Origin of the sequence: Cryptosporangium aurantiacum (assembly GCF_900143005.1) — a bacterium.
GTDB classification, from domain to species: Bacteria; Actinomycetota; Actinomycetes; order Mycobacteriales; family Cryptosporangiaceae; genus Cryptosporangium; species Cryptosporangium aurantiacum.
Genome location: NZ_FRCS01000001.1, coordinates 251,468 through 276,469 on the forward strand (window position 1 = coordinate 251,468; position 25,002 = coordinate 276,469).

Genomic DNA, 25,002 nt, shown 5'->3' on the forward strand with positions numbered 1-25,002 from the left:
TGACGGCGCGCCCCGCACCCGCGCCGCGCACCACGCGCCGGACCACCCGCGCCGCGCGGGTCACGCGGTGTGGGTCACCCTGCCCAGCCCCGTAGGATGCAGCGAGTATTGCTCGATACGAGGGGAAGCATCCGCATGCCCGCCATCTCCCGCGAGGAGGTAGCGCACCTCGCCCGGCTCGCCCGGCTCGCGGTCACCGACGACGAGTTGGACATGTTCGCGGGTCAGCTCGACATCATTCTCGGCGCGGTCGCCCGCGTCGGCGAGGTCGCCGCTGACGATATCCCGCCGACCAGCCACGCGGTGCCGCTCACGAACGTGTTCCGGGCCGACGAGGTCCGCCCGTCCATCGACCGGGAGATGGTGCTGCTCGCCGCCCCCGCGGCGGAGGACGGCCGGTTCCGGGTCCCGCGCATCCTGACCGAGGAGGAGTAAGGGTGCCCGAGGACCTCACTCGACTCACCGCCACCGAGACCGCCGCGAAGATCGCGTCCGGCGACGTCTCCGCGGTTGAGGTCACCCGTGCCCACCTCGACCGGATCCGCGCCGTCGACGGTGACGTCCGCGCGTTCCTGGTCGTGGACGAGGACGGGGCGATCGACTGCGCCGAGTCCGTCGACGAGCACCGCGCCAACGGTGAGCCGCTCGGCCCGCTGGCAGGCGTCCCCCTGGCGTTGAAGGACGTGGTCGTCACCCGCGGCCTGCAGACGACCTCGGGATCGAAGATCCTCGAGGGCTGGATCCCGCCGTACGACGCGACGATCACCCGCAAGATGCGGGAAGCGGGCGTCGTCATCCTCGGCAAGGTCAACATGGACGAGTTCGCGATGGGCTCGTCCACCGAGAACTCGGCGTTCGGCGCGAGCCGCAACCCGTGGGACCTCACCCGCACCCCGGGCGGCTCGTCCGGCGGCTCCAGCGCCGCGGTGGCCGCGTTCGAGGCGCCGCTCGCGATCGGCACCGACACCGGTGGTTCGATCCGGCAGCCCGCGGCGGTGACCGGCATCGTCGGCCACAAGCCCACGTACGGCGGGGTGTCGCGGTACGGCCTGATCGCGTTCTCGTCCTCACTCGACCAGGCCGGTCCGTTCGGCCGGACCGTGCTCGACACCGCGCTGCTGCACGAGGTCATCGCCGGGTACGACCCGCAGGACTCCACCAGCCTGGACGTACCCGTTCCGCCGGTCGTCGCGGCGGCGCGAGAGGGTGCGCACGGCGACCTCGCGGGGCTGACCGTCGGTGTCGTGAAGGAACTCGGCGGCGAGGGTTACGAGCCGGGCGTCGAAGCGGTGAGCCGCGCGGCCTACGCGAAGCTCGAGGAGATGGGCGCGAAGGTCGTCGAGGTCTCCTGCCCGCACTTCGGGTACGCGCTGGCGGCGTACTACCTGATCGCGCCCAGCGAGGCGTCGTCCAACCTGGCGCGGTTCGACGCGGTCCGGTACGGCCTGCGGGTCGGCGACGACGGCGTCCGTGACCTCGAAGAGGTCATGTCGCTGACCCGGGAGGCCGGGTTCGGGGCCGAGGTCAAGCGGCGCATCATGATCGGCACCTACGCGCTGAGCTCCGGCTACTACGACGCGTACTACGGCCAGGCGCAGAAGGTCCGTACGCTGATCAGCCGCGACTTCGCCGCCGCGTTCGAGACCTGCGACGTGCTGGTCAGCCCGACGACGCCGACCGTGGCGTTCAAGCTCGGCGAGCGCGTCGACGACCCGATGGCGATGTACGCGTCCGACCTCTGCACGCTGCCCGCGCCGCTGGCCGGGCTGCCGGCGATCTCGGTGCCCGCCGGGCTGGCGAAGGCGCCCGGTGGCAGCGTCGATCTGCCGGTGGGCCTGCAGATCATGGCGCCGGCACTGGCCGACGACCGCTGTTACCGGGTCGCCGCCGCGGTCGAGGCCGCGCTGGGCGGGCCGCTCGCCGCGAAGGCGCCCGTTCTGGAGGGTTCGAAGTGACGGCCACAGCAGTAGACGTAGTCGAGCGGTACGAGCCGGTCATCGGGCTGGAGACGCACGTCGAACTGGGCACCAACACCAAGATGTGGTGTGGCTGCGCCACGGTGTTCGGCGCCGAGCCGAACACCCAGGTCTGCCCGGTGTGCCTCGGCCTGCCCGGCTCGCTGCCGGTCGTCAACGGCGCGGCGGTGGAGGCGACGATCCGGATCGGGCTCGCGCTCAACTGCTCGATCGCGACCTGGTGCCGGTTCGCGCGGAAGAACTACTTCTACCCGGACATGCCGAAGAACTACCAGATCAGCCAGTACGACGAGCCGATCTGCGTGGACGGTTACCTCGATGTGGACGTCGACGGCGAGATCGTCCGGGTGGAGATCGAGCGAGTCCACATGGAGGAGGACACCGGCAAGACGCTGCACGTCGGCGGCTCGACCGGCCGAATCCACGGAGCCACCCACTCGCTGGTCGACTACAACCGCGCGGGCATCCCGCTGGTGGAGATCGTCACGAAGCCGGTCACCGGCACCGGCGCTCGTGCGCCCCAGGTGGCCAGGGCGTACGTCACCGCGCTGCGCGACGTCATCCGCGGACTGGACGTCTCCGACGTGCGGATGGAGCAGGGCTCGATGCGCTGCGACGTCAACACGTCGTTGAACCGACCTGGGGACCCCTGGGGCACCCGCACCGAGACGAAGAACGTCAACTCGCTGCGCTCCGTGGAGCGGGCGGTGCGCTCGGAGATGATCCGCCAGGCCGGGGTGCTCGACGCCGGCGGCAAGATCACTCAGGAGACGCGGCACTTCCACGAGGACACCGGCGAGTCGACGCCCGGCCGCAGCAAGGAAGAGGCGACCGACTACCGGTACTTCCCCGAGCCCGACCTGGTGCCGCTGGCGCCGGACCCGGCGTGGGTCGAGGAACTGCGGAAGACGCTGCCGGAACCCCCGGCCGAGCGCCGGAAGCGGATCCAGCAGGCCTGGGGTGTGTCCGACCACGACTGGGCGTCGGTGGTCAACGCGGGCGCGGTCGAGCTGATCTCGTCCACGATCGAAGCCGGGGCCTCGCCGGAGGCGGCGCGGAAGTGGTGGATGGGGGAGCTGGCCCGTCGGGCCAACGAGACCGGCACCGAACTGGACGCGCTGCCGATCACTCCCGCCCAGGTGGCGGGCGTTCAAGCTCTGGTCGACGCCGGGCGTATCAATGACAAGCTCGCGCGCCAGGTGCTCGACGGCGTGCTGGCCGGCGAGGGCAGCCCGGAAGAGGTCGTCGCCGCACGCGGGCTCGAGGTGGTCAGCGACACCGGCGCGCTCGGTGCCGCGGTGGACGAGGCGATCGCGGCCAACCCCGACGTCGCCGAGAAGGTGCGCAGCGGGAAGGTCGCGGCCGCCGGTGCGCTGGTGGGCGCCGTCATGAAGACCACCAAGGGCCAGGCCGACGCCAAAACCGTCCGAGAACTGATTCTCGAGCGGCTCGGCGCGAGCTGACGGCGGTGCACGTTCTGTGCCCCGCGCGGGGGCACAGAACGTGCGGCGTTCAGCCGGCGAGGGCGTTGAGGGCCAGGTCGACGTCCGCCTCGGTGGTGTAGAGGTGGCAGGAGAAGCGGACCGCGCCCGCCCTTACGGCGGTGCGAATACTGGCGGCTCGCAGTCGCTCCTGCCCCACCGCATCCACCGGCGCGGACACGATCGCCGACTCTCCGGGCGCCAACCCCAGCCCGGCCCGCAGCCGGTTCGCCAGCGCGACGTCGTGCGCGTGCACCGCGGCAGCGTCCAGATCGGCCAGTAGCTCCAGCGACGTGGCCGTCCCGACCCAGGAGAACCAGGCGGGCGACGTGTCGAATCGGCGGGCGTCGGAGGCCAGCCGCAGCGGCAGGCCGTAGATCGACGCCCAGATGTCCGCACCGGCGTACCAGTTGGCGGCGTGCGGCACGAGCGAGTCGAGCCGGTCCGGCCGCACCACGAGGAACGAACTGCCGCGCGGCGAGAGCAGCCACTTGTAGGCGCCGCACACCGCGTAGTCCACCCAGCTCAGATCCAGCGGGAGCCAGCCCGTGGCCTGGGTGGTGTCCAGCAGCACCTGCGCCCCGGTGGCGGAGGCGGCGTTCCGCAGCGCGGCGACGTCGACCAGCGCCCCGTCGGCGGACTGCACGGCCGACACCGCTACCAGCGCCGTGCTCTCCCGCACCTCGCCGGGCAGGGACGCCAGCGGCACCGACCGCAGTGTGACGCCACGGCCGGCCTGTGCCGCGAACGGGAACAGCAGCGACGTGAAGTCGTCGTCGGCGACCAGCACCTCGGCGCCGTCCGGCACCGCGGCGGCGATGAGCCCGACCAGCGGTGACACGGTCGCACCCGCCGCGACGGACGAGGCGGGTACCCCGGCGAGCCGGGCGAATGCCTCCCGGGCCCCGACCACCGAGACATCGAAGTCACCGGCGGTGGCCCGGCCGCGCGACCAGGCGTCGATCGCGGCGCGGACCGCGTCGACCGTCGCGCGCGGCGGAGCGCCGAGGCTGGCGGTGTTGAAGAAGCCGGGGTCGGGGGTGAACTGGTCGCGAACGGCGTCGAGGTCGAGCACGCTGGTGGTCACGTTCCCCCACGCTAGCGGCGTAAAGACCGGACGAACCGGGCCACCGGACGTCGAAGTGGACCGGTCACGCGGGGAACCGCGCCGCCCAGGTCTCCGGCGCGAGCTCCGCCGATCGGATCAGCGTCGCGAGCGTCCGGTACCACCCGCAGAGCAGGACGATCTCGATGATCTGGGCGGGGCTCCGAACGGCTGCCAGCTCGTCGACGACCGCTGCGGGTAGGCGTCCGGAATCGAGCAGTTCGTCGGCGGCCTGAACCAGCAGGGACTGCACCGGATCCGCGAAGTCGTCGGGCCAGCCGTGCACGGTGGCGCGCAGCGCCGCCGGCGACAGTCCCGCTGCCGGGGCCTGCACCACCGCGTGGATGCCCCACTCGTACTCGGCGTCGAGCCGGGCGGTGACGCGCGCGATCAGCAGCTCCCGGTCGGCGGCGGGCAGCAGGCCGTGGTTGAGCAGTCCGGACGCCATCGGGCGGACCCGGTCGCAGAGGTCCTCGTGCACGGCCAGCAGGCGAAACAGCGCGAGCGGCGGCGCGTCGAAGCCCGGCGGCATCCTCCAGCCCTGCACCCCCACCCGCCCGGCCTTTACCGGCGGCATCCACTTCTCCAGGAACCGGGCAACTTCCGGCGCGTACGGCGGTTCGAGCGGCGCGAGCGTCATGAGGACGACCCCTCCTGATACGGAAACAGTAGCGATACATAATTAGTAGCATGATCCCTCTTCCCGGTGAACCCGTTCGCGGATCGACGACCGGCCGGCCGGTCATGGCGCTGCTCGACCTGCTGGGACGCCGCTGGACGCTGCGCGTGCTCTGGGAGCTGCGCGGCGAGCCACGCGGCTTCCGGGCGCTCCAGGCCGCCTGCGACCGGATGAGCCCCACCGTCCTCGCCACCCGCCTCGGCGAGCTGCGCACGGCCGGTCTGGTCGCCACCGACGACGCCGGGGTGAATCGCCTGACGCCGCTCGGCGTGCAGCTGATGACCGCGCTGGGCCCGCTCAACGAGTACGCCGACACGTGGGCAGCCGCACTGCGCGCCGCGGATTAGGAACACAGTGCAACCCAGACGGCGGTTGCCGCGTGACAAGAGGGCGTCAGCAACCGAACGAGGGAACGATGTGGCGACCCCTGCGACCGCGGAACGCGAGTTCGATGACTTCTACGCCCGGAACTTCGCCGGTATCGGCACCCAGATCGCGGCCTACCTCGGTGATCGGACCGAGGCCGAGGACGTCACCCAGGAAGCGTTCGCCCAGGCGTGGCGCCGCTGGTCCCGGGTGTCCGGTTACGCCGACCCGGTCGCGTGGGTGCGCACCGTGGCGTATCGGTTAGCGGTGAGCCGCTGGCGCCGGCTGCGCGTCGCGTTCGCCCACCGACGCCAGCAGCGGGCGGAACCGGTACCACCACCGGACGCTGCCTGGCTGGACCTGGTCGCCGCGCTCGCCACCCTGCCACCGACCCAGCGCCGGGCCATCGTCCTGCACTACCTGGGTGACCTCTCCGTCGACGAGATCGCCGACCGGGAGGGTGTCCCGGCCGGAACCGTCAAGTCCTGGCTCCATCGCGCCCGCGGCCGGTTGGCCACCAGTCTCGGACCCGGCGAGACCGACCGCACCGACCCAGAGAGGGTTCTCCGTGAGCACTGACCACGACCAGCTCGCGGCTCGCTTCGGAGCGTTCCGCGCCGCGATCGCGCCGACGATGACCGGCCCCGGCGCCCCGGAGATCCGTGCCGACGTGCGGCGTCGGCATCGGCGGACGGCGGTCGCCGGTGTCGCCGCCGTGGTGCTCGTGCTGGTCGGCGCGGGCGCGTTTCTGCTGCGCCCGGCCGACGACACCAATCGGCTCATCCCGGCGACCGCTTCGACGTCCCCGTCGGCGGACCCGTCGGCGGATCCGTCGCCGAGCCCCGACGACACCTGGAAGCAGACCGTCCGGAACGGGCGGATGGACCTCACCGCCGAAACCAACGCGAACTGCGGCGGCCCGGCCGTCACGTTCCGCGACGGCAAGGCCAAGGCCTGGTACGACGGCGTCAACAAGAACTACGCGGTGCTGGACGACAACATGTTCCGCGCCGACATCGATCGGGACGGCCGCCCGGACTACCTCGTCACGCTCTCGTGCGACTTCGGCCGGGACCCCGCGACGATCGAGTGCGACCCGCGGATGAGCAAGGAGGCGTGCGAGGCGCAGCGGAAGTCCGGCGTCATCACTCAGCTCTTCGTGCTTCGCGGCGAGCCCGGCGACCTCACCGCGATCGGCGGCATCCGCGCCGGCTCGCTGCTCACGCCGCCCGCTCGGGTGGAGATCTCCGACGACGGTCTGATCTCGATCTCTGACGACCGGGAACCGGGCCGCGTCCTCGTCTGGGCTTACCGCGACGGCACGATGAAGGTCGTGGAGAACATCAAGGCGTCGCCGACCCCGACGGCGTAGGCGTCGGTGTGGTCGGGGACGGCGACGGGATCACCGGTGCGGTGTTCGGCGGCGTCGACGGTGACACCGTGACCGTGCCGCTCGGCGTCGCCGTGACCGTCGCGCTCGGCGTCGCGTTCTTCTGGCCGATGATCACCCGGCGCAGCTCCACCTGCGACTGCCCGGCGCCGCTCACCGTGATCTCGTCGTACGCCTTCAGCGCGCCGTCCTGCGCGAAGTAGAGCACGGTCATCTCGAACGACTTCGGCGTGTCGCCCTGGAATCCGCGCAGGCCGGCCGCGCCGGTCGACCCCTCGATCATCAGCAGCGTGTCCTTGTCGAGCGCCTCGGTCTTCCGCTCGTGGGTGTGCCCGGCCAGGATCAGCGGCCCGCGTTCCTTCAGCGGATCGGCGGCTGCCGGTTCGTGCACCATCATGACGTCGACCGACTTCTCGTTCTCGCGGTTGTACCGGAGCACGGTGTCGGAGAGCGCCTCGCCGGCCTCGGCCTCGACTTCCTTGCCCGCGTCGTCGTCGCCGGTGGACTTGTCCGGCGTGAAGCGGCTGCTGCCGACCCCGGCCACGACTAGCCCGGCGACGGTCTGCACCTGGTCGTCGAGCACGACGGCGTTGGGGTTGGCGGCCACCGCCGTCGCGACGTCGCCGGAGTCGTGGTTGCCGCGGATGAACACGTACGGCACCTTCAGTGCCGCGACGTTCGACGCGTACAGGTTGGCCTCGGCCGCGCTGCCCCAGTCGGTGAGGTCGCCGGTGTCGAACACCGCGTTGACCTGGAACTGGCTGCCGATCGTCCCGATGACGCTCCAAGCGGTGGGGTTGTTGTGCAGGTCGCTGACGTGCATGACCCGGATCGTGTTCGGGTCGGGCTGGTAGGTCGGGAGCGTGGAGACCGCCTCGTAGACCTTGCTCATGTTGGTCAGGATCTGGACGAGCTGGCCCTGGTACTGGCCGTAGTTGTCGTAGATCGACCGGGCGTCACCGATCAGCGCCGGGACGTTCGTCAGCAGACCCTCGTACCGGGGCTGGCTCAGGCTGGCCGGGTTGACGGTCGCGGCCGCCAGGCCACCGCTGCCCCCCAGCAGCACGAGCGCGACCCCGCCGGTGATCAGCGTCTTCCGGACGCTCCGGAACGCCACCGCGCCGAGCAGCAGCGCCCCCAGCAGCCCGGCGCCGACCGAGCGCAACGCGAGCGTCGTCACCGCCGAGCGGACGTCGTCGGTGGTGAGGTCGGTGGCCTCCTCGATCCGGGCGGGGTCGGCGATGAGCTGACGCGTCTCGGACTCGTTCAGCCCGTCCACGCGGGCGACGAGCCGGATCGGACCGCGGTGACTCTGGATCGAGATCGCACCGAGCGGAGGGATCCGCAGCTGCGAACCGCCGGTGAGCGACGGCTGCGCCGCCAGCTGCATCTGGAACGGCCCGATCTCGACCTCGGCGCGCCCGCCGAGCTGCAGCCCGAGCGTGGCGCCGATCAGCGCGACGAGGAAGATCGCCGCGCTGGTGCGGAGCCAGCGCGGCCCGCTCAGCCGGCGCAGCCGGCTCAGCCGATGCCTGCCGTGCGCCGGTGCGTCGGTTTCCGTTCCTTCCGCTGCGGACGACGTCCCGCGAGCGTCGTCTCCGGCCGGCGCCGACCCGCCGTCCGCTCCATCGGCGCGAGGCCCGGCGTCCACACCGTCCGCAGAGTCACCACCGCCCGGGGGGCGTGCCCCGTCTGAGCCCGCGGCGGCAGCGCCCCGCAAGGACTCGTCGTGATCGTCGTCAGTGGTCGGAATCGAGTCAGAGCCCACGAAGCATTCTCATTACCGGAGTGGCCCGCGGTCTAACCCCGCGGCGCGCTCAGATCACGTCCACGCCGCTGGAACCCGGCGGAATGATCCGCAGGATCCGGTCGTCGTCCACGGTGGGGTCGCCCCGCCCGTCCCGGTTCGACGTCGCGACCCACACCGACCCGTCCGGCGCCGACACGACCGTGCGCAGCCTGCCGTACTTGTTCTGCAGGATCGCCCGCGGCTCACCCACGACCTTGCCGCTCTCCGGGTCGAGCGTCACCACCCAGAGCCGCTCGCCCTTCAGTGCGGCGACCAGCAGGTTCGACCCGACGATCACGGCGCCGCTCGGCGACGCCTCGTCGGTCGCCCAGGTCACCACCGGATCGGTGTACCGCTGGTCGTTGCCCTTGCCCTCCACCGTCGGCCAGCCGTAGTTGCCGCCCTTGGTGATCAGGTTGACCTCGTCCCACTGGTTCTGCCCGAACTCGGTCGCCCACAGGCGCTTCTTCGAGTCCCACGCCAGGCCCTGGACGTTCCGGTGCCCCCGCGACCACACCAGCGAGTTCGGGTACGGGTTGCCCGGCGCCGCCTTGCCGGCCATCGTCATCCGCAGGATCTTGCCGCCGAGGCTCTTCAGGTCCTGCGACCGGCCGCGCTCGGAGGCGTCGCCGGTGCCCGCGTACAGGTAGCCGTCCGGGCCGAACGCGAGCCGCCCGCCGTTGTGGATGCCCGACACCGGGATCCCGGTCACGATCGGTACCGGGTCCTCACCCAGCCGCAGCGACGCGATCCGGTTGTCGGTGCGGGTCGTGTAGTAGATGAAGACCGTCTTGTCGGTCGCGTACTTCGGCGAGACCGAGATGCCCAGCAGGCCGCCCTCGCCGCCGGAGTAGGCCTCGGTGATCGTCTGGACCGGAGTGGCCCGGCCGCCCGGGGTGATGCGGAGGATCCGCCGGGTGTCGCGCTCGGTCACCAGCGCGTTTCCATCGGGCAGGAACGCTACGCCCCACGGCACCTGGAGGTTCTTCACCAGTACCTGGACGCCGACCCCGTCGTCCTCGGCCGAACCGCCGGGGGCCGAGGGGGACGCGCTGGGCGTCGGCAGGTTCGGTGACTCGCCGCTCTCGGTCTCGTCCGGCGCGCCGAGCGAGCATCCGGCCAGCGCGAGGACGAGGGATGCCGCCAGCAGAGCCAGCGGACGTGGAGCGCGGTGTCGCCGTGTGGGCCCGGACATGGCACGAGCCTAACCGGGGACCTCCAGTGCCGTCGGTCACGCCTCGGCTACGAACCCCTGTGCGCCGGGCCCCTGCTTTTCAGGCGGCGTCCGACTGGGGTTTGGTCAAGGAGACGCTGGCGATCAGACGGGGGAGCGTCGACGGGGTCACCGCGGGTAGCCGCAGAACCTCACCGCCGGCGGCCTCGGTGAGCTGCACCGAGACGCGGCCACGCGAGGAGAGGAAACCTTCGATCTCCTCCCAGCGCAGCGTGCGGCGGCCGAACGCGCGCCGGATCGTGAGCTGTTCGGCCTCGATGTCAACGCCGGTGCGGGCCACCCACCACAGCGCCAGCAGCGGAATCGCCATGACCGGCGTGTAGACCCAGTCCTGACCGGCGATCGTGAACGCACCGATCGCCGTCAGCAGGATCGCGGTGACCGTGGCGAAGCTCTGCCGGAAGCGGACGCGGACCGGCCGCGCCGGGGTCTGGGTGCTCACCGTTCCAGTGTCGCAGGTAGTGCGGCCGTGTGGCGGCGTAGGCTCGGGGGACCGCGCCCGCCTGCCTGTCCCAAGTCGTCGTCCTGACGGGCACCGCTCCGGTGCCCGCTGCCGCTACCGCGGCCCCGGCCCACGGACGCTCCCCCCGCCGGCGGTCGATCGGCCCGCGCCGACCGTCCGCTCACCCGCGCCTTCCCCGGAAGGCCCTGCCGAGGAAACCGAATGACCCAGGAACACCCGCTCAAGCCACGCAGCACCGATGTGACCGACGGCCTGGAGAAGGCCGCGGCCCGCGGCATGCTCCGTGCGGTCGGCATGAAGGACGAGGACTTCGCCAAGCCGCAGATCGGCGTCGCCTCGTCGTGGAACGAGATCACGCCGTGCAACCTCTCGCTCGACCGGCTGGCGAAGGCCTCCAAGGACGGCGTGCGCGCCGCCGGTGGCTTCCCGATGGAGTTCGGCACGATCTCGGTGTCCGACGGCATCTCGATGGGCCACGTCGGCATGCACTACTCGCTGGTCAGCCGCGAGGTCATCGCTGACTCCGTCGAGGTCGTGATGCAGGCGGAGCGGCTGGACGGCAGCGTCCTGCTGGCCGGCTGCGACAAGTCCCTTCCGGGCATGCTGATGGCCGCGGCCCGCCTCGACCTGGCGTCGGTGTTCCTCTACGCGGGCTCCACGCTGCCGGGCAAGATCGACGGCCGGACGGTCACCGTCATCGACGCGTTCGAGGCCGTCGGCGCGTGCGCTCGCGGGCTCATCACGCGGGACGAGGTCGACCGCGTCGAGCGCGCGATCTGCCCGGGTGAGGGCGCGTGCGGTGGCATGTACACCGCGAACACGATGGCCAGCGCCGCCGAGGCGCTCGGCATGTCGCTGCCGGGCTCCGCGGCCCCGCCCGCGCCGGACCGTCGTCGCGACAACTACGCGGTGAAGTCCGGCGAGGCCGTGATCAACCTGATCAAGCGCGGCATCACCGCACGCCAGATCATGACCCGCGAGGCGTTCGAGAACGCGATCACGCTGGTCCAGGCGCTCGGCGGCTCGACCAACGCGGTGCTGCACCTGATGGCGATCGCGCACGAGGCGAAGGTCGACATCACGCTGGAGGACTTCAACCGGATCGGTCAGCGCACCCCGCACCTGGCGGACGTGAAGCCGTTCGGGCAGTACGTGATGACCGACGTCGACGAGATCGGTGGCGTCCCGGTCGTCATGAAGGCGCTGCTGGACGCCGGCCTGCTGCACGGCGACTGCCTCACGGTGACCGGCAAGACGCTGGCCGAGAACCTCGCCGACATCGCACCGCCGGACCCGGACGGCAAGATCATCTACGCGATGAACAACCCGATCCACCCGGTCGGCGGTATCACCGTGCTGCGCGGCTCGCTCGCGCCGGACGGTGCGGTGCTCAAGTCGGCGGGCATCGAGTACGACGTCTTCGAGGGCACCGCGCGGGTGTTCGAGGGCGAGCAGGGCGCGATGGACGCGGTCACCCACAACACGCTGAACAAGGGCGACGTGATCGTGATCCGCAACGAAGGCCCGAAGGGTGGCCCCGGCATGCGCGAGATGCTCGCGGTGACCGGCGCGATCAAGGGCGCGGGCCTGGGCAAGGACGTCCTGCTGCTCACCGACGGCCGGTTCTCCGGCGGCACCACCGGGCCGTGCATCGGGCACATCGCCCCGGAAGCCGCGCACGGCGGGCCGATCGCGCTGGTGCAGGAGGGCGACCGGATCCGGCTCGACCTGAACGCGCAGACGCTGGACCTGCTGGTCGACGACGCCGAGCTCGAGCGTCGCCGCGCCGAGTGGAAGCCCCTTCCGCCGGCCTACGACACCGGCGTGCTGGCGAAGTACGCCAAGCTCGTCGGCTCCGCCGCCAACGGCGCCGTCTGCGGCTGACCTCGTTCGCGGTGTGACGCGTAACCGGGCTCTAAGCCGTGCTTAGAGCCCGGTTACGCGTCAACGGACGTCAGGACGCGTGAGACCACAGAGTGGGATGGGTTTGACGGGCCGTGGAACTCGGCATAGCGTGACCAACGTGCGATCCACCCTGATTCTCGTACTCAGCTAGCGCGTCGACAACGAACCTCGTCGACGCGCTCACCCCCCGTGCCACAGGCACGAGGGGTTTTTTGTTGCCTGAGAACGCCGACCCGCCTTACCGCTACACGAAGAGGCCAATGCCATGAACGCACCAGCCACCCCGCCGGCCAACGAATCGGTCACGGGTGCCCAGTCGCTCGTCCGCTCCCTGGAAGCGGTCGGCGCCGAGGTGGTCTTCGGCATCCCGGGCGGCGCGATTCTTCCCGCCTACGACCCGCTGTACGACGCGCAGAACGTCCGGCACATCCTGGTCAGGCACGAGCAGGGCGCCGGCCACGCGGCCGAGGGATACGCACAGGCCACCGGCAAGGTCGGCGTCTGCATGGCGACCTCCGGGCCGGGAGCCACGAACCTCGTCACGCCGATCGCCGACGCCTACATGGACTCGGTGCCGATCGTCGCGATCACCGGTCAGGTCGGTACTCCGATGATCGGTACCGACGCGTTCCAGGAAGCCGACATCTGCGGCATCACGCTGCCGATCACCAAGCACAACTTCCTGGTCAAGCACGCCGAGGAGATCCCGCAGGTCATCGCGGAGGCCTTCCACCTGGCGTCCACCGGCCGCCCCGGCCCGGTCCTGGTCGACCTGCCGAAGGACATCCTGCAGGCGCAGACCCGGTTCTCCTGGCCGCCGCAGCTGAACCTGCCGGGTTACCGCCCGACCGTGCACCCGCACGGCAAGCAGGTCCGCGAGGCCGCCCGGCTGCTGACCACCGCCAAGCGCCCGGTGCTCTACGTCGGCGGCGGGGTGCTGAAGGCCCGCGCGTCGGCCGAGCTGAAGGTGCTGGCCGAGCTGTCCGGTGCGCCGGTCATCACGACGCTGATGGCCCGCGGCGCGTTCCCCGACAGCCACCCGCAGCACCTGGGCATGCCCGGCATGCACGGCTCGGTCGCCGCGGTCACGTCGCTGCAGAAGGCCGACCTGATCGTCGCGCTGGGCGCCCGCTTCGACGACCGGGTCACTGGCAACCTGGACAGCTTCGCGCCGCACGCGACGATCGTCCACGCCGACATCGACCCGGCCGAGATCAGCAAGAACCGCACGGCCGACGTGCCGATCGTCGGCGACGCCCGCGAGGTGATCGCCGAGCTGGTCGTCGCGCTGCAGGCCGAGCACCAGGCCGGACACCGGGCCGACCTGGAGCCCTGGTGGGGGCTGCTCAACCAGACTCGTGAGAAGTACCCGTTGGGCTACGACGAGAGCCCCGATGGCACGCTGGCACCCCAGTACGTCATCGAGCGGCTGGGGAAGATCTCCGGACCGGAGACGATCTTCGCCGCGGGTGTCGGCCAGCACCAGATGTGGGCCAGCCAGTTCATCTCGTACGAGAACCCGTACACCTGGCTGAACTCCGGCGGCGCCGGGACGATGGGTTACGCCGTCCCGGCCGCGATGGGCGCCAAGGTCGGTAAGCCCGACACCACCGTGTGGGCGATCGACGGCGACGGCTGTTTCCAGATGACCAACCAGGAGTTGGCCACCTGCGCCCTGGAGGGCATCCCGATCAAGGTCGCCGTCATCAACAACGGCAACCTGGGGATGGTCCGGCAGTGGCAGACGCTGTTCTACGACCAGCGTTACTCGAACACCGACCTGAAGACCCACAAGCAGCGGATCCCCGACTTCGTCAAGCTGGCCGAGGCGCTGGGCTGCGTGGGGCTGCGCTGTGAGACCGCCGCCGACGTCGACGCGACGATCGAGAAGGCGATGCAGATCGACGACCAGCCGGTCGTCGTCGACTTCGTGGTCGGTGCCGACGCGATGGTCTGGCCGATGGTCGCGGCAGGCACCAGCAACGACGACATCCTGGCCGCCCGCGACGTCCGCCCCATCTGGGGCGAGGACCAGGTCTGAGGAGACCCACTTCAATGAGCAAGCACACGCTCTCGGTGCTGGTCGAGAACAAGCCGGGCGTCCTCGCTCGGGTGTCCGGCCTGTTCAGCCGCCGCGGGTTCAACATCCACTCGCTCGCGGTCGGGCCGACCGAGCACCCCGACATCTCCCGGATGACCGTGGTCGTCACCGTGGAGGGCCTGGCGCTCGAGCAGGTCACCAAGCAGCTGAACAAGCTGGTCAACGTGATCAAGATCGTCGAGCTCGACACCTCGGTGTCGGTCCAGCGCGAGCTGATGCTCGTCAAGGTCCGCACCGACCCGCAGACCCGTTCGCACGTTCTGGAGACGGTCGAGCTGTTCCGCGCCCACGTCGTCGACGTGTCCACCGATTCGGTCACGATCGAGGCGACCGGCACCGCCGAGAAGCTCGAGGCGCTCGTGCGGGTGCTGGAGCCGTTCGGCATCAAGGAGATGGTGCAGTCCGGCATGGTCGCGATCGGGCGTGGACCCCGGTCGATCGCAGCGCCCTCAGTGGCATTGCGTAGCGTCGAACGCAGCGCCTGAAGCGCGCTGACACATCTAGGAAGGACGAACCACCCGTCATGGCCTCTGAAAACCTCCGCGCCGAGCTCTTCTACGACGACGACGCGGACCTGTCGATCATCCAGGGCCGCAAGGTCGCCGTGCTCGGTTACGGCAGCCAGGGCCACGCCCACGCGCTGAGCCTGCGTGACTCCGGCGTCGACGTCCGCGTCGGTCTGCCGGAGGGCTCCAAGAGCCGCCCGAAGGCGGAGGAGGCCGGCCTGCGCGTCCTCACTCCGGCCGAGGCCAGCGCCGAGGCGGACGTGATCATGGTGCTCGCGCCGGACACCGCGCAGCGCACGATCTACGCGAACGACATCGCCCCGAACCTGAAGGAGGGCGACGCCCTGCTCTTCGGGCACGGCCTCAACATCCGGTACGACCTGATCAAGCCCCCGGCGGGCGTCGACGTCGCCCTGATCGCGCCGAAGGGCCCCGGTCACCTCGTCCGTCGTCAGTTCGTCGACGGCAAGGGCGTTCCGGTGCTGGTCGCGGTCGAGCAGGACGCCTCCGGCAACGCGCTGGCGCTCGCGCTCTCCTACGCGAAGGGCATCGGCGGCACCCGGGCCGGCGCGATCAAGACCACGTTCAAGGAGGAGACCGAGACCGACCTGTTCGGCGAGCAGGCGGTTCTCTGCGGCGGCGTGGAGGAGCTGGTCAAGGCCGGTTTCGAGACGCTGACCCAGGCCGGTTACCAGCCGGAGGTCGCGTACTTCGAGTGCCTCCACGAGCTGAAGCTGATCGTCGACCTGATGTACGAGGGCGGCATCGCGCGGATGAACTACTCGGTCAGCGACACCGCCGAGTACGGCGGCTACGTCTCCGGCCCGCGGGTGATCGGCGACGAGTCGAAGAAGGCCATGAAGCAGGTGCTCGCCGAGATCCAGGACGGGACGTTCGCCCGCAACTGGATCGCCGAGGACGACAACGGCCGGGCGAACTTCCTCAAGCTCCGCGAGGAGAACGCCGCCGACCCGATCGAGGTCACCGGCCAGAAGCTCCGCGGCCTGATGTCGTGGGTCGACCGCCCCATCACCGAGACTGCCTGAGTCCGCGTAGCAACTAAGAGTGGTGTGGGCGATCGCCCACACCACTCTTAGTTGCTGAGGGCCTCGGCGACGCGGGCTCGGTGAAGGACGATGAGGGTGATGCCGCCCAACAGGGTGAGGCCTAGGGCGGCGGCGCCGGTGGGGTCGAGGACGCCGTCGGCGCCGCGGGTGAGCGCGCCGACCGCGGGCCACCCGGCGATCACCACCGTGCACAACCCCGCGGTCATCAGCCGCCGCGGCTGCTCGGCCTCGCCGTAGAACGCGTGCTTCCACGCGGCCCGGGCACCGACCGCGGCGATCGCCGCCAGCAGCAGGACGCCGAGCACCACGATGCCGAGCGCGACGCCGTCGCCGGTCGTGGTCGGCGGAGAACCGGTGAACGCCGGCAGCACGAACGCGACCGCGACCGCCGCCCATCCGAGCGAGAGCACGGCGCCGAGCACACCGGCCGCCGCCCATCCCCGGTTCGGGGTCTCCTGACTCACCGCGCTCCTGTCACCGTCCGAACGTCGTGAACGATTGTGCCCGGCCGACGCACCCGACGGTCGCGTCCGGCACGGCGCGTTGAACCCGTGTGACCGCACTGACGTCTGTTTCTCGTGCTTGGTTTCTTCCGATTCGGCGTCCGGTGGCCACGGTGAGCACCGTCACGAACACCCTTCTGATGATCGCCGATGCGGAACCTTCTTCCCTACTATCGGCATCGCTGCCGTCCGCCGGTCGCAGCCGACCGCGATGGGCGCCGTGACGCAACGATGCCGACACTCGCCCGATCGCCGAAGGAACCTCCGACGTGCCTCAGCCTTCCGAGAAGAACCAGCCTGTCGTCCTCGTCGCCGAGGAGCTCGCACCGTCCGCGCTCGACGTGCTCGCCCGTGACTTCGAGGTGCGGCACGTCGACGGCGCCGACCGCCCCGCGTTGCTCGCGGCCCTCGCCGACGCGGACGCGGTCCTGGTTCGCAGCGCCACCCAGATCGACACGGCGGCCCTCGCGGCGGCGCCCCTGCTGAAGGTCGTGGCCCGGGCCGGCGTCGGATTGGACAACATCGACGTCCCGGCCGCGACCGCGCGTGGCGTCATGGTCGTCAACGCGCCCACGTCGAACATCGTGTCGGCGGCCGAGCAGGCGATCGCGCTGCTGCTGGCCAGCGCGCGCAACGTGGCCCCGGCGCACGCCGCACTCCGCGGCGGGGAGTGGAAGCGTTCGCGCTACACCGGAGTCGAGATCTCCGACAAGACGATCGGCGTCGTCGGCCTGGGCCGGATCGGCGTGCTGTTCGCGCAGCGTATGGCCGCGTTCGGGACCCGGCTGATCGCGTACGACCCGTACGTCCAGCCGACGCGCGCGGCGCAGATCGGCGTCCGGCTGGTGAGCCTGGAGGAGCTGCTCGCCGAGAGCGACTTCATCTCGATCCACCTGCCGAAGACCGCCGAGACCGTCGGACTGATCGGGGAGAAGGAGCTACGGCTCGTCAAACCGTCCGTCCGCATAGTGAACGCCGCCCGGGGCGGGCTCGTCGACGAGAAAGCCCTGTACGACGCGCTCGTCGAGGGCCGCGTCGCCGGCGCGGGCCTGGACGTCTACGCCACCGAGCCGTGCACCGACTCGCCGCTGTTCGGGCTGGAGAACGTCGTCGCGACGCCGCACCTCGGGGCGTCCACGGTGGAGGCGCAGGACAAGGCAGGACTGGCTGTCGCGCGCAGCGTCCGGCTGGCGTTGAGCGGCGAGTTCGTGCCGGACGCGGTGAACGTGCAGGCCGGCGGCGTGGTCGCGGAGGAGGTGCGGCCCGCGCTGCCGCTCGCGGAGAAGCTCGGCCGGGTGTTCACCGCGCTGGCCAGCGGGCTGGCGCAGTCGATCACGATCGACGTCCGGGGCGACATCGCCGAGTACGACGTCAGCGTGTTGGAGCTGGCCGCGCTCAAGGGCGTGTTCGCGGACATCGTCGAGGAGTCGGTGACGTTCGTGAACGCGCCGCTGCTGGCCAAGGAACGCGGCGTCGAGGTGGGGCTGACCACCGAGTCCGACAGCCCGGAGTACCGGAACCTGGTGACGGTCTCCGGTGTGCTCGCCGACGGCCGGACGCTGAGCGTTTCGGGCACGCTGTCCGGGCCGCGACTCGTCCAGAAACTCACCAGCATCGACGGGTTCGACATCGACCTGGTCCCCGTCGGGCACCTGCTGTTCCTGCAGTACTCGGACCGGCCCGGCGTGGTCGGCACGCTCGGCGTCCTGCTCGGGGACGCTGGGGTGAACATCGCGGGCATGCAGGTGGCGCGGGCCTTCAGCGGTGGGGAGTCGCTGATGGCGCTCGCCGTCGACCAGGCGGTGCCGGTCGACCTCGTGCAGCGGCTCGCTGCGGCGATAGGAGCTCATGCGGCGAGCACCGTCGACCTGTCCGGAGTATGAGACCGGTGTACCGAGAGGTGGGAACGCTCCGCTAAGGTGAGCCCATGAGCACGAACCTCGCGGTGATCGGCGGAGACGGTATCGGCCCCGAGGTGGTGGCCGAAGGACTGAAGGTGCTCGGTGCGGTGTTGCCGGGCGTCAGCACCACCGACTACGACCTCGGTGCCCGCCGCTACCACGCCACCGGCGAAGTGCTGCCGGACTCCGTCCAGGACGAGCTGGCCGGCCACGACGCGATCCTGCTCGGCGCCGTCGGCGACCCGGGCGTGCCGCCGGGCGTCCTCGAGCGAGGGCTGCTGCTGAAGCTGCGGTTCGCGTTCGACCACTTCGTGAACCTGCGGCCGGCCCGGCTCTACCCGGGTGTGTCCAGCCCGCTGAACGGCGTGAAGCCCGGCGACATCGACTTCGTCGTGGTCCGCGAGGGCACCGAGGGTCTCTACGTCGGCGCCGGTGGGGTGCTGGCCAAGGGCACCCCGCGTGAGGTCGCCACCGAGGAGAGCCTCAACTCCCGCAGCGGCGTCGAGCGGGTGATCCGGGACGCCTACGCCCGCGCGGCTGCCCGCCCACGGCGGAAGCTGACTCTCGTCCACAAGAACAACGTGCTGGTGAACGCAGGGAACCTGTGGGCACGGACCTTCGCCGAGGTGGGCAAGGAGTTCCCGGACGTCGCCACCGACTACCTGCACGTCGACGCGGCGAGCATGTTCTTCATCACCCAGCCGCAGCGGTTCGACGTCGTGGTCACCGACAACCTGTTCGGCGACATCCTGACCGACATCGCGGCCGCGATCAGCGGTGGCATCGGGCTCGCCGCGAGCGGCAACATCAACCCGACGAAGGCGTTCCCGTCGATGTTCGAGCCGGTGCACGGCTCCGCGCCGGACATCGCCGGCCAGGGCATCGCCGACCCGACCGCCACGATCCTGTCGGTGGCGCTGCTGCTGCAGCACCTCGGGCACACCGAGGCTGCCGAGAAGGTCGAGAACGCGGTCGCCGACGACCTGGCAGCGCGCGAGCCGGGCGTACCCGTGCGCACTGCCGAGGTAGGCGACCGCATCGCCTCCCGCGTGAGCTGATCCGCGTTTTCTGACGACCCGGGGCCACGCGGCCCCGGGTCGTTCTGTATCCCGTGGCGGTGGCGACACGCCCAACCTGAACGGGCGGTAAATTCGAGTTCGGCCCCCTTCGTGGTCGGGCCGCCCCCAGCGATGCGGAAGGACCGCCATGAGCAGCACCCTGGACTTCGACGTTCGCCCGACCACGAACCCGGCCGGCGCCGAGCAGCGGGCAGCCCTGCTGGTCGACCCCGGTTTCGGTCGGGTGTTCACCGACCACATGGTGACGATCAAGTACGCCGAGGGAAAGGGCTGGTACGACGCTCGGCTCGAGCCGTACGGGCCGATCAGCCTCGACCCGGCGACCGCCGCGCTCCACTACGGGCAGGAGATCTTCGAGGGCCTCAAGGTCTACCGGCACCCCGACGGTGAGCTCGGGCTGTTCCGGCCGGAGCAGAACGCCCGCCGGTTCAACCGCTCGGCGGCCCGGCTGGCGATGCCGCAGCTACCCGAGGAGCTGTTCCTCGAGTCGATCCGGATCCTCGTCGAGCACGACAAGGAGTGGGTGCCCAGCGCCCCGGAGACGAGCCTCTACCTGCGGCCGTTCATGTTCGCGACCGACCCGTACCTGGGCGTCCGTCCGGCGCAGGAGTACCTGTACGTGCTGATCGCCTCGCCGGTCGGCGCGTACTTCCCGCGCGGCGTCGAGCCGGTGAGCGTCTGGCTCTCGACCGACTACACCCGGGCCGCGCCGGGCGGCACCGGCGAGGCGAAGTGCGCCGGAAACTACGCCGCGAGCCTGGTGGCACAGGCCCAGGCTGCTGCGCAGGGCTGCGACCAGGTGGTCTGGCTGGACGCGATCGAGCACAAGTACATCGAGGAGATGGGCGGGATGAACCTGTACTTCATCCTCGACGGCGACACGCTCGTCACGCCCGAACTCAACGGGTCGCTGCTGCCCGGCGTCACCCGGGACAGCATCCTGCTGCTGGCCGAGGAGTTCGGTCTGCGCACCGAGGTGCGGCGGATCTCCACCGACGAGTGGCGCGAGTCGGCCGCCAGCGGGCGGATGACCGAGGCGTTCGCGTGCGGCACCGCCGCGGTGATCACGCCGGTCGGGCACGTGAAGAGCTCGGACGGTGAGTTCACGGTCGCCGACGGCGGATCCGGCGAGGTGACGATGAAGCTGCGCGGCAAGCTCCTCGACATCCAGCACGGCCGGACCGACGACACGCACGGCTGGGTCACCCGCCTCTGACTCGCGCTGTCAAATCGCTGGTGCTATCACGACCACGATTTGACAGTGCCGGGCGGGAGGGACTGGTGTACGGAAGTACGCTGCCGCTCGGAGCCGCCTTGCTCTGGCGGCGGACCGAGAGCGCCCGGGAGGCGACGTGTTCGGCGGCGACGACGACCACTACGACGTGGAACTCAACAAGGACGACTTGAGCATCCACTGGCTCAAGCGCAAGCTCAACGACCGGTGGAAGGACGGCTGGGCACTCAAGCAGACCGTCATCCAGGGCGGCAACACGATCCTGATCTTCGAGCGGATCGGGCAGTGAGCGACACGTCAGCGTCCGCGCTGATCGAGGCGATCGCGGCCCGTCCCGCCGAGGAGCGGTCAGAGCAGCTGATCAAGATCCTCGTCGACACGTTCGAGCCGCTGATCGAGGCCGCGCCCGCCGCGTTCCGCACGAAGTTCCGGAAAATGGCGGCCGACCCGTTCGCGTTCTACCGGGGCAGCGCGTGCATCTTCTACGCCGACGTCACCGACGAGCGGATCGACGTCGAGGACCCGTGGACCGACGAGCGCACCCGCCGGGTCTGGATCCAGGGTGACCTGCACTGCCAGAACTTCGGCACGTACATGGACTCGTCCGGCGTGCTGGTGTTCGACGTCAACGACTACGACGAGGCTTACGTCGGTCACTACACCTGGGACCTGCAGCGGCTCGCGGCCAGCCTCGCGCTGCTCGGCTTCGGAAAAGCCTTGTCGGACGGCACGATCGAACGAATGATCCGCACGGTGTCCGACGCGTACCTGGGCACCGTACGGCGGTTCGTCGCGCACCACGGCGATGAGGAGTTCCGGCTCACGCTGGACAGTGCCACCGGCGTGCTCCGGGACGTCCTGCTCGACTCGCGGATGCAGACCCGGATCGCGTTGCTGCAGCGCACCACGACGATCCGCAACTCCGACCGGGTGTTCCGCGAGGGCCCGGGGGTGCGGCTGCTGGAGTCGTCGGAGAAGGAGCTGGTCGAAGCCGCTTTCCGCCAGTACCTGGAGACGATTCCGGCGGGGAAGCGGAAAGATGTTCACAGCTACGTGGTGAAGGACATCGTCGGGCGGTCCGGGTTCGGGATCGGGTCGGCGGGGCTACCCGCGTACAACCTGCTGGTGGAAGGCGCCACGCAGGCGCTGGAGAACGACGTCGTGCTGTCGATGAAGCAGGGCAACATCGCAGCGCCCAGCCGGGTCGTGCACGACGCTTCGATCGCCGGCTACTTCCGGCATCATGGGCACCGCACGGTGGTGTCGCAGCGGGCGCTGCAGGCGCACGCCGACCCGTGGCTGGGGTGGACCGAGATCAACGGTGTCGGGCAGGTCGTGCAGGAGCTGTCGCCGTACGAGAACGACATCGACTGGTCGGACGTGAACGAGCCGGCCGACATCATGCCGCTGCTCGACCAGCTCGGACAGGCGGTGGCGAAGGTTCACTGCGTGTCGGACGCCGACAGCGAGCAGAGTCTGGTGAAGTTCCAGACCGAGGACGCGATCGTCACCGCGGTCGGTGACCGGGACGACGAGTTCGCCGCCGATCTGGTGGCGTTCGGGCTGGGGTACGCGCGGCAGGTCCGCGATGACCACCGGTACTTCGTCGACGCGTTCCGCAACGGGCGCATCCCCGGCGTCGACGGGGGCTAGATATCGACCGCGGGATGGCCCCACAGGCCCCCCGCCCCGGCGCCGGGTCCGGGGCGGGGCCTCAGCGGGCCAGGCCCCCCGACCGTGCAGCTCCCGGGTCCGGGGCGGGGCCTCAGCGGGCCAGGCCCCCCGACCGTGCAGCTCCCGGGTCCGGGGCGGGGCCGGAGCCCGGGCCGGATTTGGCGTTGGCGCGGACGTTGTTCCGGCCGGTGCGGGACGGGAACGCGTTCGAGGCGACCGTCGAGCGGCTGGCGACCGCGATCCGGCTCGGCGCGGTCACCGACCGGCTGCCGCCCGAGCGCGAACTCGCCACGATGCTGGGCGTCAGCCGGATGACGCTCCGGGACGCCCTGCAAGCGCTCGCCGACGCCGGCTACGTCACGTCGCGGCGCGGCCGGGGCGGCGGCACGTTCGTCCGGTTCCGGCTCCCCGCCGACCAGGACGCCCACGCGGTCGCGCGCTCGATGGGGGAGACGCTGACCCACGCACTGGACTACCGCCGGATCATCGAACCCGGCGCTGCGGCGCTCGCCGCCGAGACGACGCTGTCGGCCGCCGAGCAGCAGTACCTCACCGGCTGCCTCGCCGAGGTCGCCGATGCCACCGAGGACGCCGTCCGCAGGCGCGCCGATTCGCGGCTGCACCTGGCGATCGCGAGCGTGACCGGCAACGCGCCGCTGATCGCCGCCGTTGCCGACGTTCAGGGGCGGCTCTCCGGGCTGCTGGAGCTGATCCCGGTGCTCCGGCACAACATCGCGCACTCCGACGCCCAGCACGCCGAGATCGTCGAGGCGATCCTGGCCGGTGACCGCGAGCGAGCCGCCGCCACGATGACCCGACATTGCGACGGCACGGCGGCGCTGCTTCGCGGCTTTCTCCGGTGATGCTGTGATTGGTGCGTTGCCCACGTGATGTCGATGAACGGCTTTCCCCGCCAGAGCGGGGGTAACGGTTCATCCACGCCACGCGGATCAATCACCATCCATCGCGCGCGACCGGCGGGCCCCCCGTGCGGTGGCGCGGGGGCGTGCGGTGGTGCCGCCGCGGGCGGCGGAAAGCGGTGTCGCGGGGCGTGCGGTGGCGCGCTGCGTTGCGTCCACGTAAAGGTCTGAACGGAGACCATTGCGCGGAACAGCGCCCACGTTCTACGTTGCGCCCAGCAGACGGAGCGCACAGAGGGAGGCGGGTCGGTTGGATCTCGAACAGCTACGCGTGGAGATCGCCGGCGGAAAGGTCGACACGGTCGTCCTCGGCTTCACCGACATGCAGGGTCGCCTGCAGGGCAAACGGCTGGACGCCGGGTACTTCCTCTCGGACGTGCTGGACCACGCCGCCGAGGGCTGCAACTACCTGCTCGCGGTCGATGTCGACATGAACACCGTCGAGGGCTACGCGATGAGCTCGTGGTCCACCGGCTACGGGGACTTCGTCCTGCGGCCCGACCTGAGCACGCTGCACCACATCCCGTGGCACCCCGGCAGCGTCGGGCTGCTCGCCGACCTGGAGTGGCTCGACGGATCGCCGGTCGTGGCCTCGCCCCGGCAGATCCTGCGCAAACAGGCCGACCGGCTCGCCGAGCGCGGCTGGAAGGCCTACGCGGGCACCGAGCTCGAGTTCATCGTGTACCGCGACTCCTACGAGGACGCGTGGAACGCCGGCTACCGCAACCTCACCCCGGCGAACCAGTACAACAGCGACTACTCGCTGCTCGGCACTGCGCGGATCGAGCCCTTACTGCGCCGGATCCGGCTCGCGATGACCGGCGCCGGGCTGACCGTGGAGTCCGCCAAGGGTGAGTGCAACCTCGGCCAGCACGAGATCGCGTTCAAGTACGACGAGGTCACCGCGGCCTGCGACCACCACGTCATCTACAAGAACGGTGCCAAGGAGATCGCAGCCCAGGACGGCGTCAGCATCACGTTCATGGCGAAGGTGAACGAGCGGGAAGGGAACTCCTGCCACATCCACCTGTCGCTGCGGGACTTCTCCGGCGCCCCGGTCTTCGCCGACGGCGACGGGTTCTCGACGCTGTTCGAGCAGTTCCTCGCCGGTCAGCTGAAGTACCTGCCGGAGCTGACGCTGATGTTCGCGCCGAACATCAACTCGTACAAGCGGTACGCGGAGGGCAGTTTCGCGCCCACTGCGGTCGCGTGGGGCCGGGACAACCGCACCTGTGCGCTGCGGGTGGTGGGGCACGGCCATGCGCTGCGCGTGGAGAACCGGGTGCCGGGCGCGGACGTCAACCCGTACCTCGCGTCGGCGGCGATGCTGGTCGCGGGCCTGGCGGGCATCGAAGAGGAACTGCCGCTGGAACCCGAACTGGTCGGCAACGCGTACGTGTCCGACGCGCCGCGGGTCCCGAAGACGCTGCGTGACGCCCGGGACGCGTTCGCCGCGTCGGCGCTGGCCCGCACCGCGTTCGGCGACGACGTCGTCGACCACTACCTCAATGCCGCGGACGTCGAGCTGACCGCGTTCGACGCCGTGGTCACCGACTGGGAGCTGCGCCGGGGCTTCGAGCGCCTCTAAGGAGCACCATCCCCTACGCGCCCCCGCCCGGCCCCCCGAAA

Annotated in this window: 23 protein-coding genes; 17 read left to right on the forward strand and 6 right to left on the reverse strand. The window is 70.6% G+C overall.

Annotation, left to right across the window (positions count from 1 at the left end; all coding sequences use genetic code 11):
* The first annotated feature begins 135 nt into the window (after positions 1-135).
* Genes gatC through gatB form a run of 3 tightly spaced genes read left to right on the forward strand, consistent with a single transcriptional unit; the run spans position 136 to position 3,439 of the window.
* Positions 136-435, forward strand: coding sequence for an Asp-tRNA(Asn)/Glu-tRNA(Gln) amidotransferase subunit GatC (gene gatC / locus BUB75_RS01020; protein ID WP_073250520.1), 300 nt, complete (start codon positions 136-138; stop codon positions 433-435).
* A 2-nt stretch (positions 436-437) separates the two neighbouring features.
* Positions 438-1,955 carry an Asp-tRNA(Asn)/Glu-tRNA(Gln) amidotransferase subunit GatA gene (gatA, locus tag BUB75_RS01025; protein ID WP_073250521.1) on the forward strand — a complete coding sequence of 506 codons (1,518 nt, stop codon included), beginning with the start codon at positions 438-440 and terminating at the stop codon, positions 1,953-1,955.
* Complete coding sequence (gene gatB, locus BUB75_RS01030; RefSeq protein WP_073250522.1) at positions 1,952-3,439, forward strand: Asp-tRNA(Asn)/Glu-tRNA(Gln) amidotransferase subunit GatB; 1,488 nt, start codon at positions 1,952-1,954, stop codon at positions 3,437-3,439. Before gatA ends, gatB begins: the two co-directional genes overlap by 4 nt.
* Positions 3,440-3,488: 49 nt before the next feature.
* On the opposite strand, the gene BUB75_RS01035 is transcribed toward gatB, so the two are convergent.
* Positions 3,489-4,544 carry an aminotransferase class V-fold PLP-dependent enzyme gene (locus BUB75_RS01035; RefSeq protein WP_073250524.1) on the reverse strand — a complete coding sequence of 352 codons (1,056 nt, stop codon included), beginning with the start codon at positions 4,542-4,544 and terminating at the stop codon, positions 3,489-3,491.
* Positions 4,545-4,608: 64 nt separating this feature from the next.
* A complete protein-coding gene (locus BUB75_RS01040) occupies positions 4,609-5,202 on the reverse strand; it encodes a carboxymuconolactone decarboxylase family protein (RefSeq protein ID WP_073250526.1) in 594 nt (197 codons plus the stop codon).
* Positions 5,203-5,252: 50 nt separating this feature from the next.
* Between BUB75_RS01040 and BUB75_RS01045 the strand changes: the two genes are divergently transcribed.
* The 3 genes from BUB75_RS01045 to BUB75_RS01055 all read left to right on the forward strand — a co-directional run bounded on the left by BUB75_RS01045 (position 5,253) and on the right by BUB75_RS01055 (position 6,979).
* Positions 5,253-5,588: a winged helix-turn-helix transcriptional regulator gene (locus tag BUB75_RS01045; RefSeq protein WP_143174976.1), complete on the forward strand. Its 336-nt coding sequence runs from the start codon at positions 5,253-5,255 to the stop codon at positions 5,586-5,588.
* A 70-nt stretch (positions 5,589-5,658) separates the two neighbouring features.
* A complete protein-coding gene (locus BUB75_RS01050) occupies positions 5,659-6,186 on the forward strand; it encodes an RNA polymerase sigma factor (protein ID WP_073250530.1) in 528 nt (175 codons plus the stop codon).
* Positions 6,176-6,979 carry a hypothetical protein gene (locus tag BUB75_RS01055; RefSeq protein ID WP_073250532.1) on the forward strand — a complete coding sequence of 268 codons (804 nt, stop codon included), beginning with the start codon at positions 6,176-6,178 and terminating at the stop codon, positions 6,977-6,979. The genes BUB75_RS01050 and BUB75_RS01055 overlap by 11 nt, the downstream gene beginning before the upstream one ends.
* Here the strand turns inward: BUB75_RS01055 and BUB75_RS01060 are convergent.
* The 3 genes from BUB75_RS01060 to BUB75_RS01070 all read right to left on the reverse strand — a co-directional run bounded on the left by BUB75_RS01060 (position 6,951) and on the right by BUB75_RS01070 (position 10,462).
* Positions 6,951-8,648, reverse strand: coding sequence for a metallophosphoesterase family protein (locus BUB75_RS01060; protein ID WP_073250534.1), 1,698 nt, complete (start codon positions 8,646-8,648; stop codon positions 6,951-6,953). The genes BUB75_RS01055 and BUB75_RS01060 overlap by 29 nt on opposite strands.
* A gap of 166 nt (positions 8,649-8,814) precedes the next feature.
* Positions 8,815-9,981: a PQQ-dependent sugar dehydrogenase gene (locus BUB75_RS01065; RefSeq protein ID WP_073250536.1), complete on the reverse strand. Its 1,167-nt coding sequence runs from the start codon at positions 9,979-9,981 to the stop codon at positions 8,815-8,817.
* 79 nt (positions 9,982-10,060) lie between these two features.
* Positions 10,061-10,462, reverse strand: a complete 402-nt coding sequence (locus BUB75_RS01070; protein ID WP_073250538.1) for a PH domain-containing protein — start codon at positions 10,460-10,462, stop codon at positions 10,061-10,063.
* A 222-nt stretch (positions 10,463-10,684) separates the two neighbouring features.
* On the opposite strand from BUB75_RS01070, the gene ilvD reads away from it, so the two are divergent.
* From ilvD to ilvC, 4 genes are all read left to right on the forward strand, one after another.
* The gene (gene ilvD / locus BUB75_RS01075) at positions 10,685-12,367 is read left to right on the forward strand and encodes a dihydroxy-acid dehydratase (RefSeq protein WP_073250539.1); all 1,683 of its coding nucleotides are present in this window, start codon (positions 10,685-10,687) and stop codon (positions 12,365-12,367) included.
* Between the two features lie 286 nt (positions 12,368-12,653).
* On the forward strand, positions 12,654-14,429 hold the full coding sequence (locus BUB75_RS01080) for an acetolactate synthase large subunit (RefSeq protein WP_073250541.1): 1,776 nt from the start codon (positions 12,654-12,656) through the stop codon (positions 14,427-14,429).
* 14 nt (positions 14,430-14,443) lie between these two features.
* Positions 14,444-14,974 (forward strand): acetolactate synthase small subunit, encoded by a 531-nt coding sequence (ilvN, locus tag BUB75_RS01085; RefSeq protein ID WP_073250543.1) that lies wholly within the window; start codon positions 14,444-14,446, stop codon positions 14,972-14,974.
* A gap of 38 nt (positions 14,975-15,012) precedes the next feature.
* A complete protein-coding gene (gene ilvC / locus BUB75_RS01090; protein WP_073250545.1) occupies positions 15,013-16,041 on the forward strand; it encodes a ketol-acid reductoisomerase in 1,029 nt (342 codons plus the stop codon).
* A gap of 47 nt (positions 16,042-16,088) precedes the next feature.
* On the opposite strand, the gene BUB75_RS01095 is transcribed toward ilvC, so the two are convergent.
* Positions 16,089-16,526: a hypothetical protein gene (locus BUB75_RS01095; protein ID WP_143174977.1), complete on the reverse strand. Its 438-nt coding sequence runs from the start codon at positions 16,524-16,526 to the stop codon at positions 16,089-16,091.
* Between the two features lie 308 nt (positions 16,527-16,834).
* Here BUB75_RS01095 and serA point away from each other — a divergent pair, with 308 nt between their 5' ends.
* The 7 genes from serA to BUB75_RS01125 all read left to right on the forward strand — a co-directional run bounded on the left by serA (position 16,835) and on the right by BUB75_RS01125 (position 24,961).
* Entirely contained in the window at positions 16,835-18,448 is a 1,614-nt protein-coding gene (gene serA, locus BUB75_RS01100; protein WP_073250550.1) for a phosphoglycerate dehydrogenase, read from the forward strand.
* Between the two features lie 44 nt (positions 18,449-18,492).
* A complete protein-coding gene (locus tag BUB75_RS01105; protein ID WP_073250552.1) occupies positions 18,493-19,524 on the forward strand; it encodes a 3-isopropylmalate dehydrogenase in 1,032 nt (343 codons plus the stop codon).
* Between the two features lie 148 nt (positions 19,525-19,672).
* On the forward strand, positions 19,673-20,761 hold the full coding sequence (locus BUB75_RS01110; protein WP_073250554.1) for a branched-chain amino acid aminotransferase: 1,089 nt from the start codon (positions 19,673-19,675) through the stop codon (positions 20,759-20,761).
* A gap of 136 nt (positions 20,762-20,897) precedes the next feature.
* On the forward strand, positions 20,898-21,068 hold the full coding sequence (locus BUB75_RS46010; RefSeq protein WP_178379730.1) for a hypothetical protein: 171 nt from the start codon (positions 20,898-20,900) through the stop codon (positions 21,066-21,068).
* Positions 21,065-22,432 carry a DUF2252 domain-containing protein gene (locus BUB75_RS01115; protein WP_218617216.1) on the forward strand — a complete coding sequence of 456 codons (1,368 nt, stop codon included), beginning with the start codon at positions 21,065-21,067 and terminating at the stop codon, positions 22,430-22,432. Before BUB75_RS46010 ends, BUB75_RS01115 begins: the two co-directional genes overlap by 4 nt.
* A 185-nt stretch (positions 22,433-22,617) precedes the next feature.
* Positions 22,618-23,316 (forward strand): FadR/GntR family transcriptional regulator, encoded by a 699-nt coding sequence (locus tag BUB75_RS01120; protein ID WP_218617217.1) that lies wholly within the window; start codon positions 22,618-22,620, stop codon positions 23,314-23,316.
* Between the two features lie 307 nt (positions 23,317-23,623).
* The gene (locus BUB75_RS01125; protein WP_073250559.1) at positions 23,624-24,961 is read left to right on the forward strand and encodes a glutamine synthetase family protein; all 1,338 of its coding nucleotides are present in this window, start codon (positions 23,624-23,626) and stop codon (positions 24,959-24,961) included.
* Positions 24,962-25,002 lie beyond the last annotated feature (41 nt).

Bases quoted from the DNA above. Each gene is read 5' to 3' on its own strand.
- gatC (WP_073250520.1), top strand. From the start codon at position 136: ATGCCCGCCATCTCCCGCGAGGAGGTAGCGCACCTCGCCCGGCTCGCC.
- BUB75_RS01040 (WP_073250526.1), bottom strand. From the start codon at position 5,202: ATGACGCTCGCGCCGCTCGAACCGCCGTACGCGCCGGAAGTTGCCCGG.
- BUB75_RS01045 (WP_143174976.1), top strand. From the start codon at position 5,253: ATGATCCCTCTTCCCGGTGAACCCGTTCGCGGATCGACGACCGGCCGG.
- BUB75_RS01065 (WP_073250536.1), bottom strand. From the start codon at position 9,981: ATGTCCGGGCCCACACGGCGACACCGCGCTCCACGTCCGCTGGCTCTG.
- ilvD (WP_073250539.1), top strand. From the start codon at position 10,685: ATGACCCAGGAACACCCGCTCAAGCCACGCAGCACCGATGTGACCGAC.
- BUB75_RS01080 (WP_073250541.1), top strand. From the start codon at position 12,654: ATGAACGCACCAGCCACCCCGCCGGCCAACGAATCGGTCACGGGTGCC.
- ilvN (WP_073250543.1), top strand. From the start codon at position 14,444: ATGAGCAAGCACACGCTCTCGGTGCTGGTCGAGAACAAGCCGGGCGTC.
- ilvC (WP_073250545.1), top strand. From the start codon at position 15,013: ATGGCCTCTGAAAACCTCCGCGCCGAGCTCTTCTACGACGACGACGCG.
- BUB75_RS01105 (WP_073250552.1), top strand. From the start codon at position 18,493: ATGAGCACGAACCTCGCGGTGATCGGCGGAGACGGTATCGGCCCCGAG.
- BUB75_RS01110 (WP_073250554.1), top strand. From the start codon at position 19,673: ATGAGCAGCACCCTGGACTTCGACGTTCGCCCGACCACGAACCCGGCC.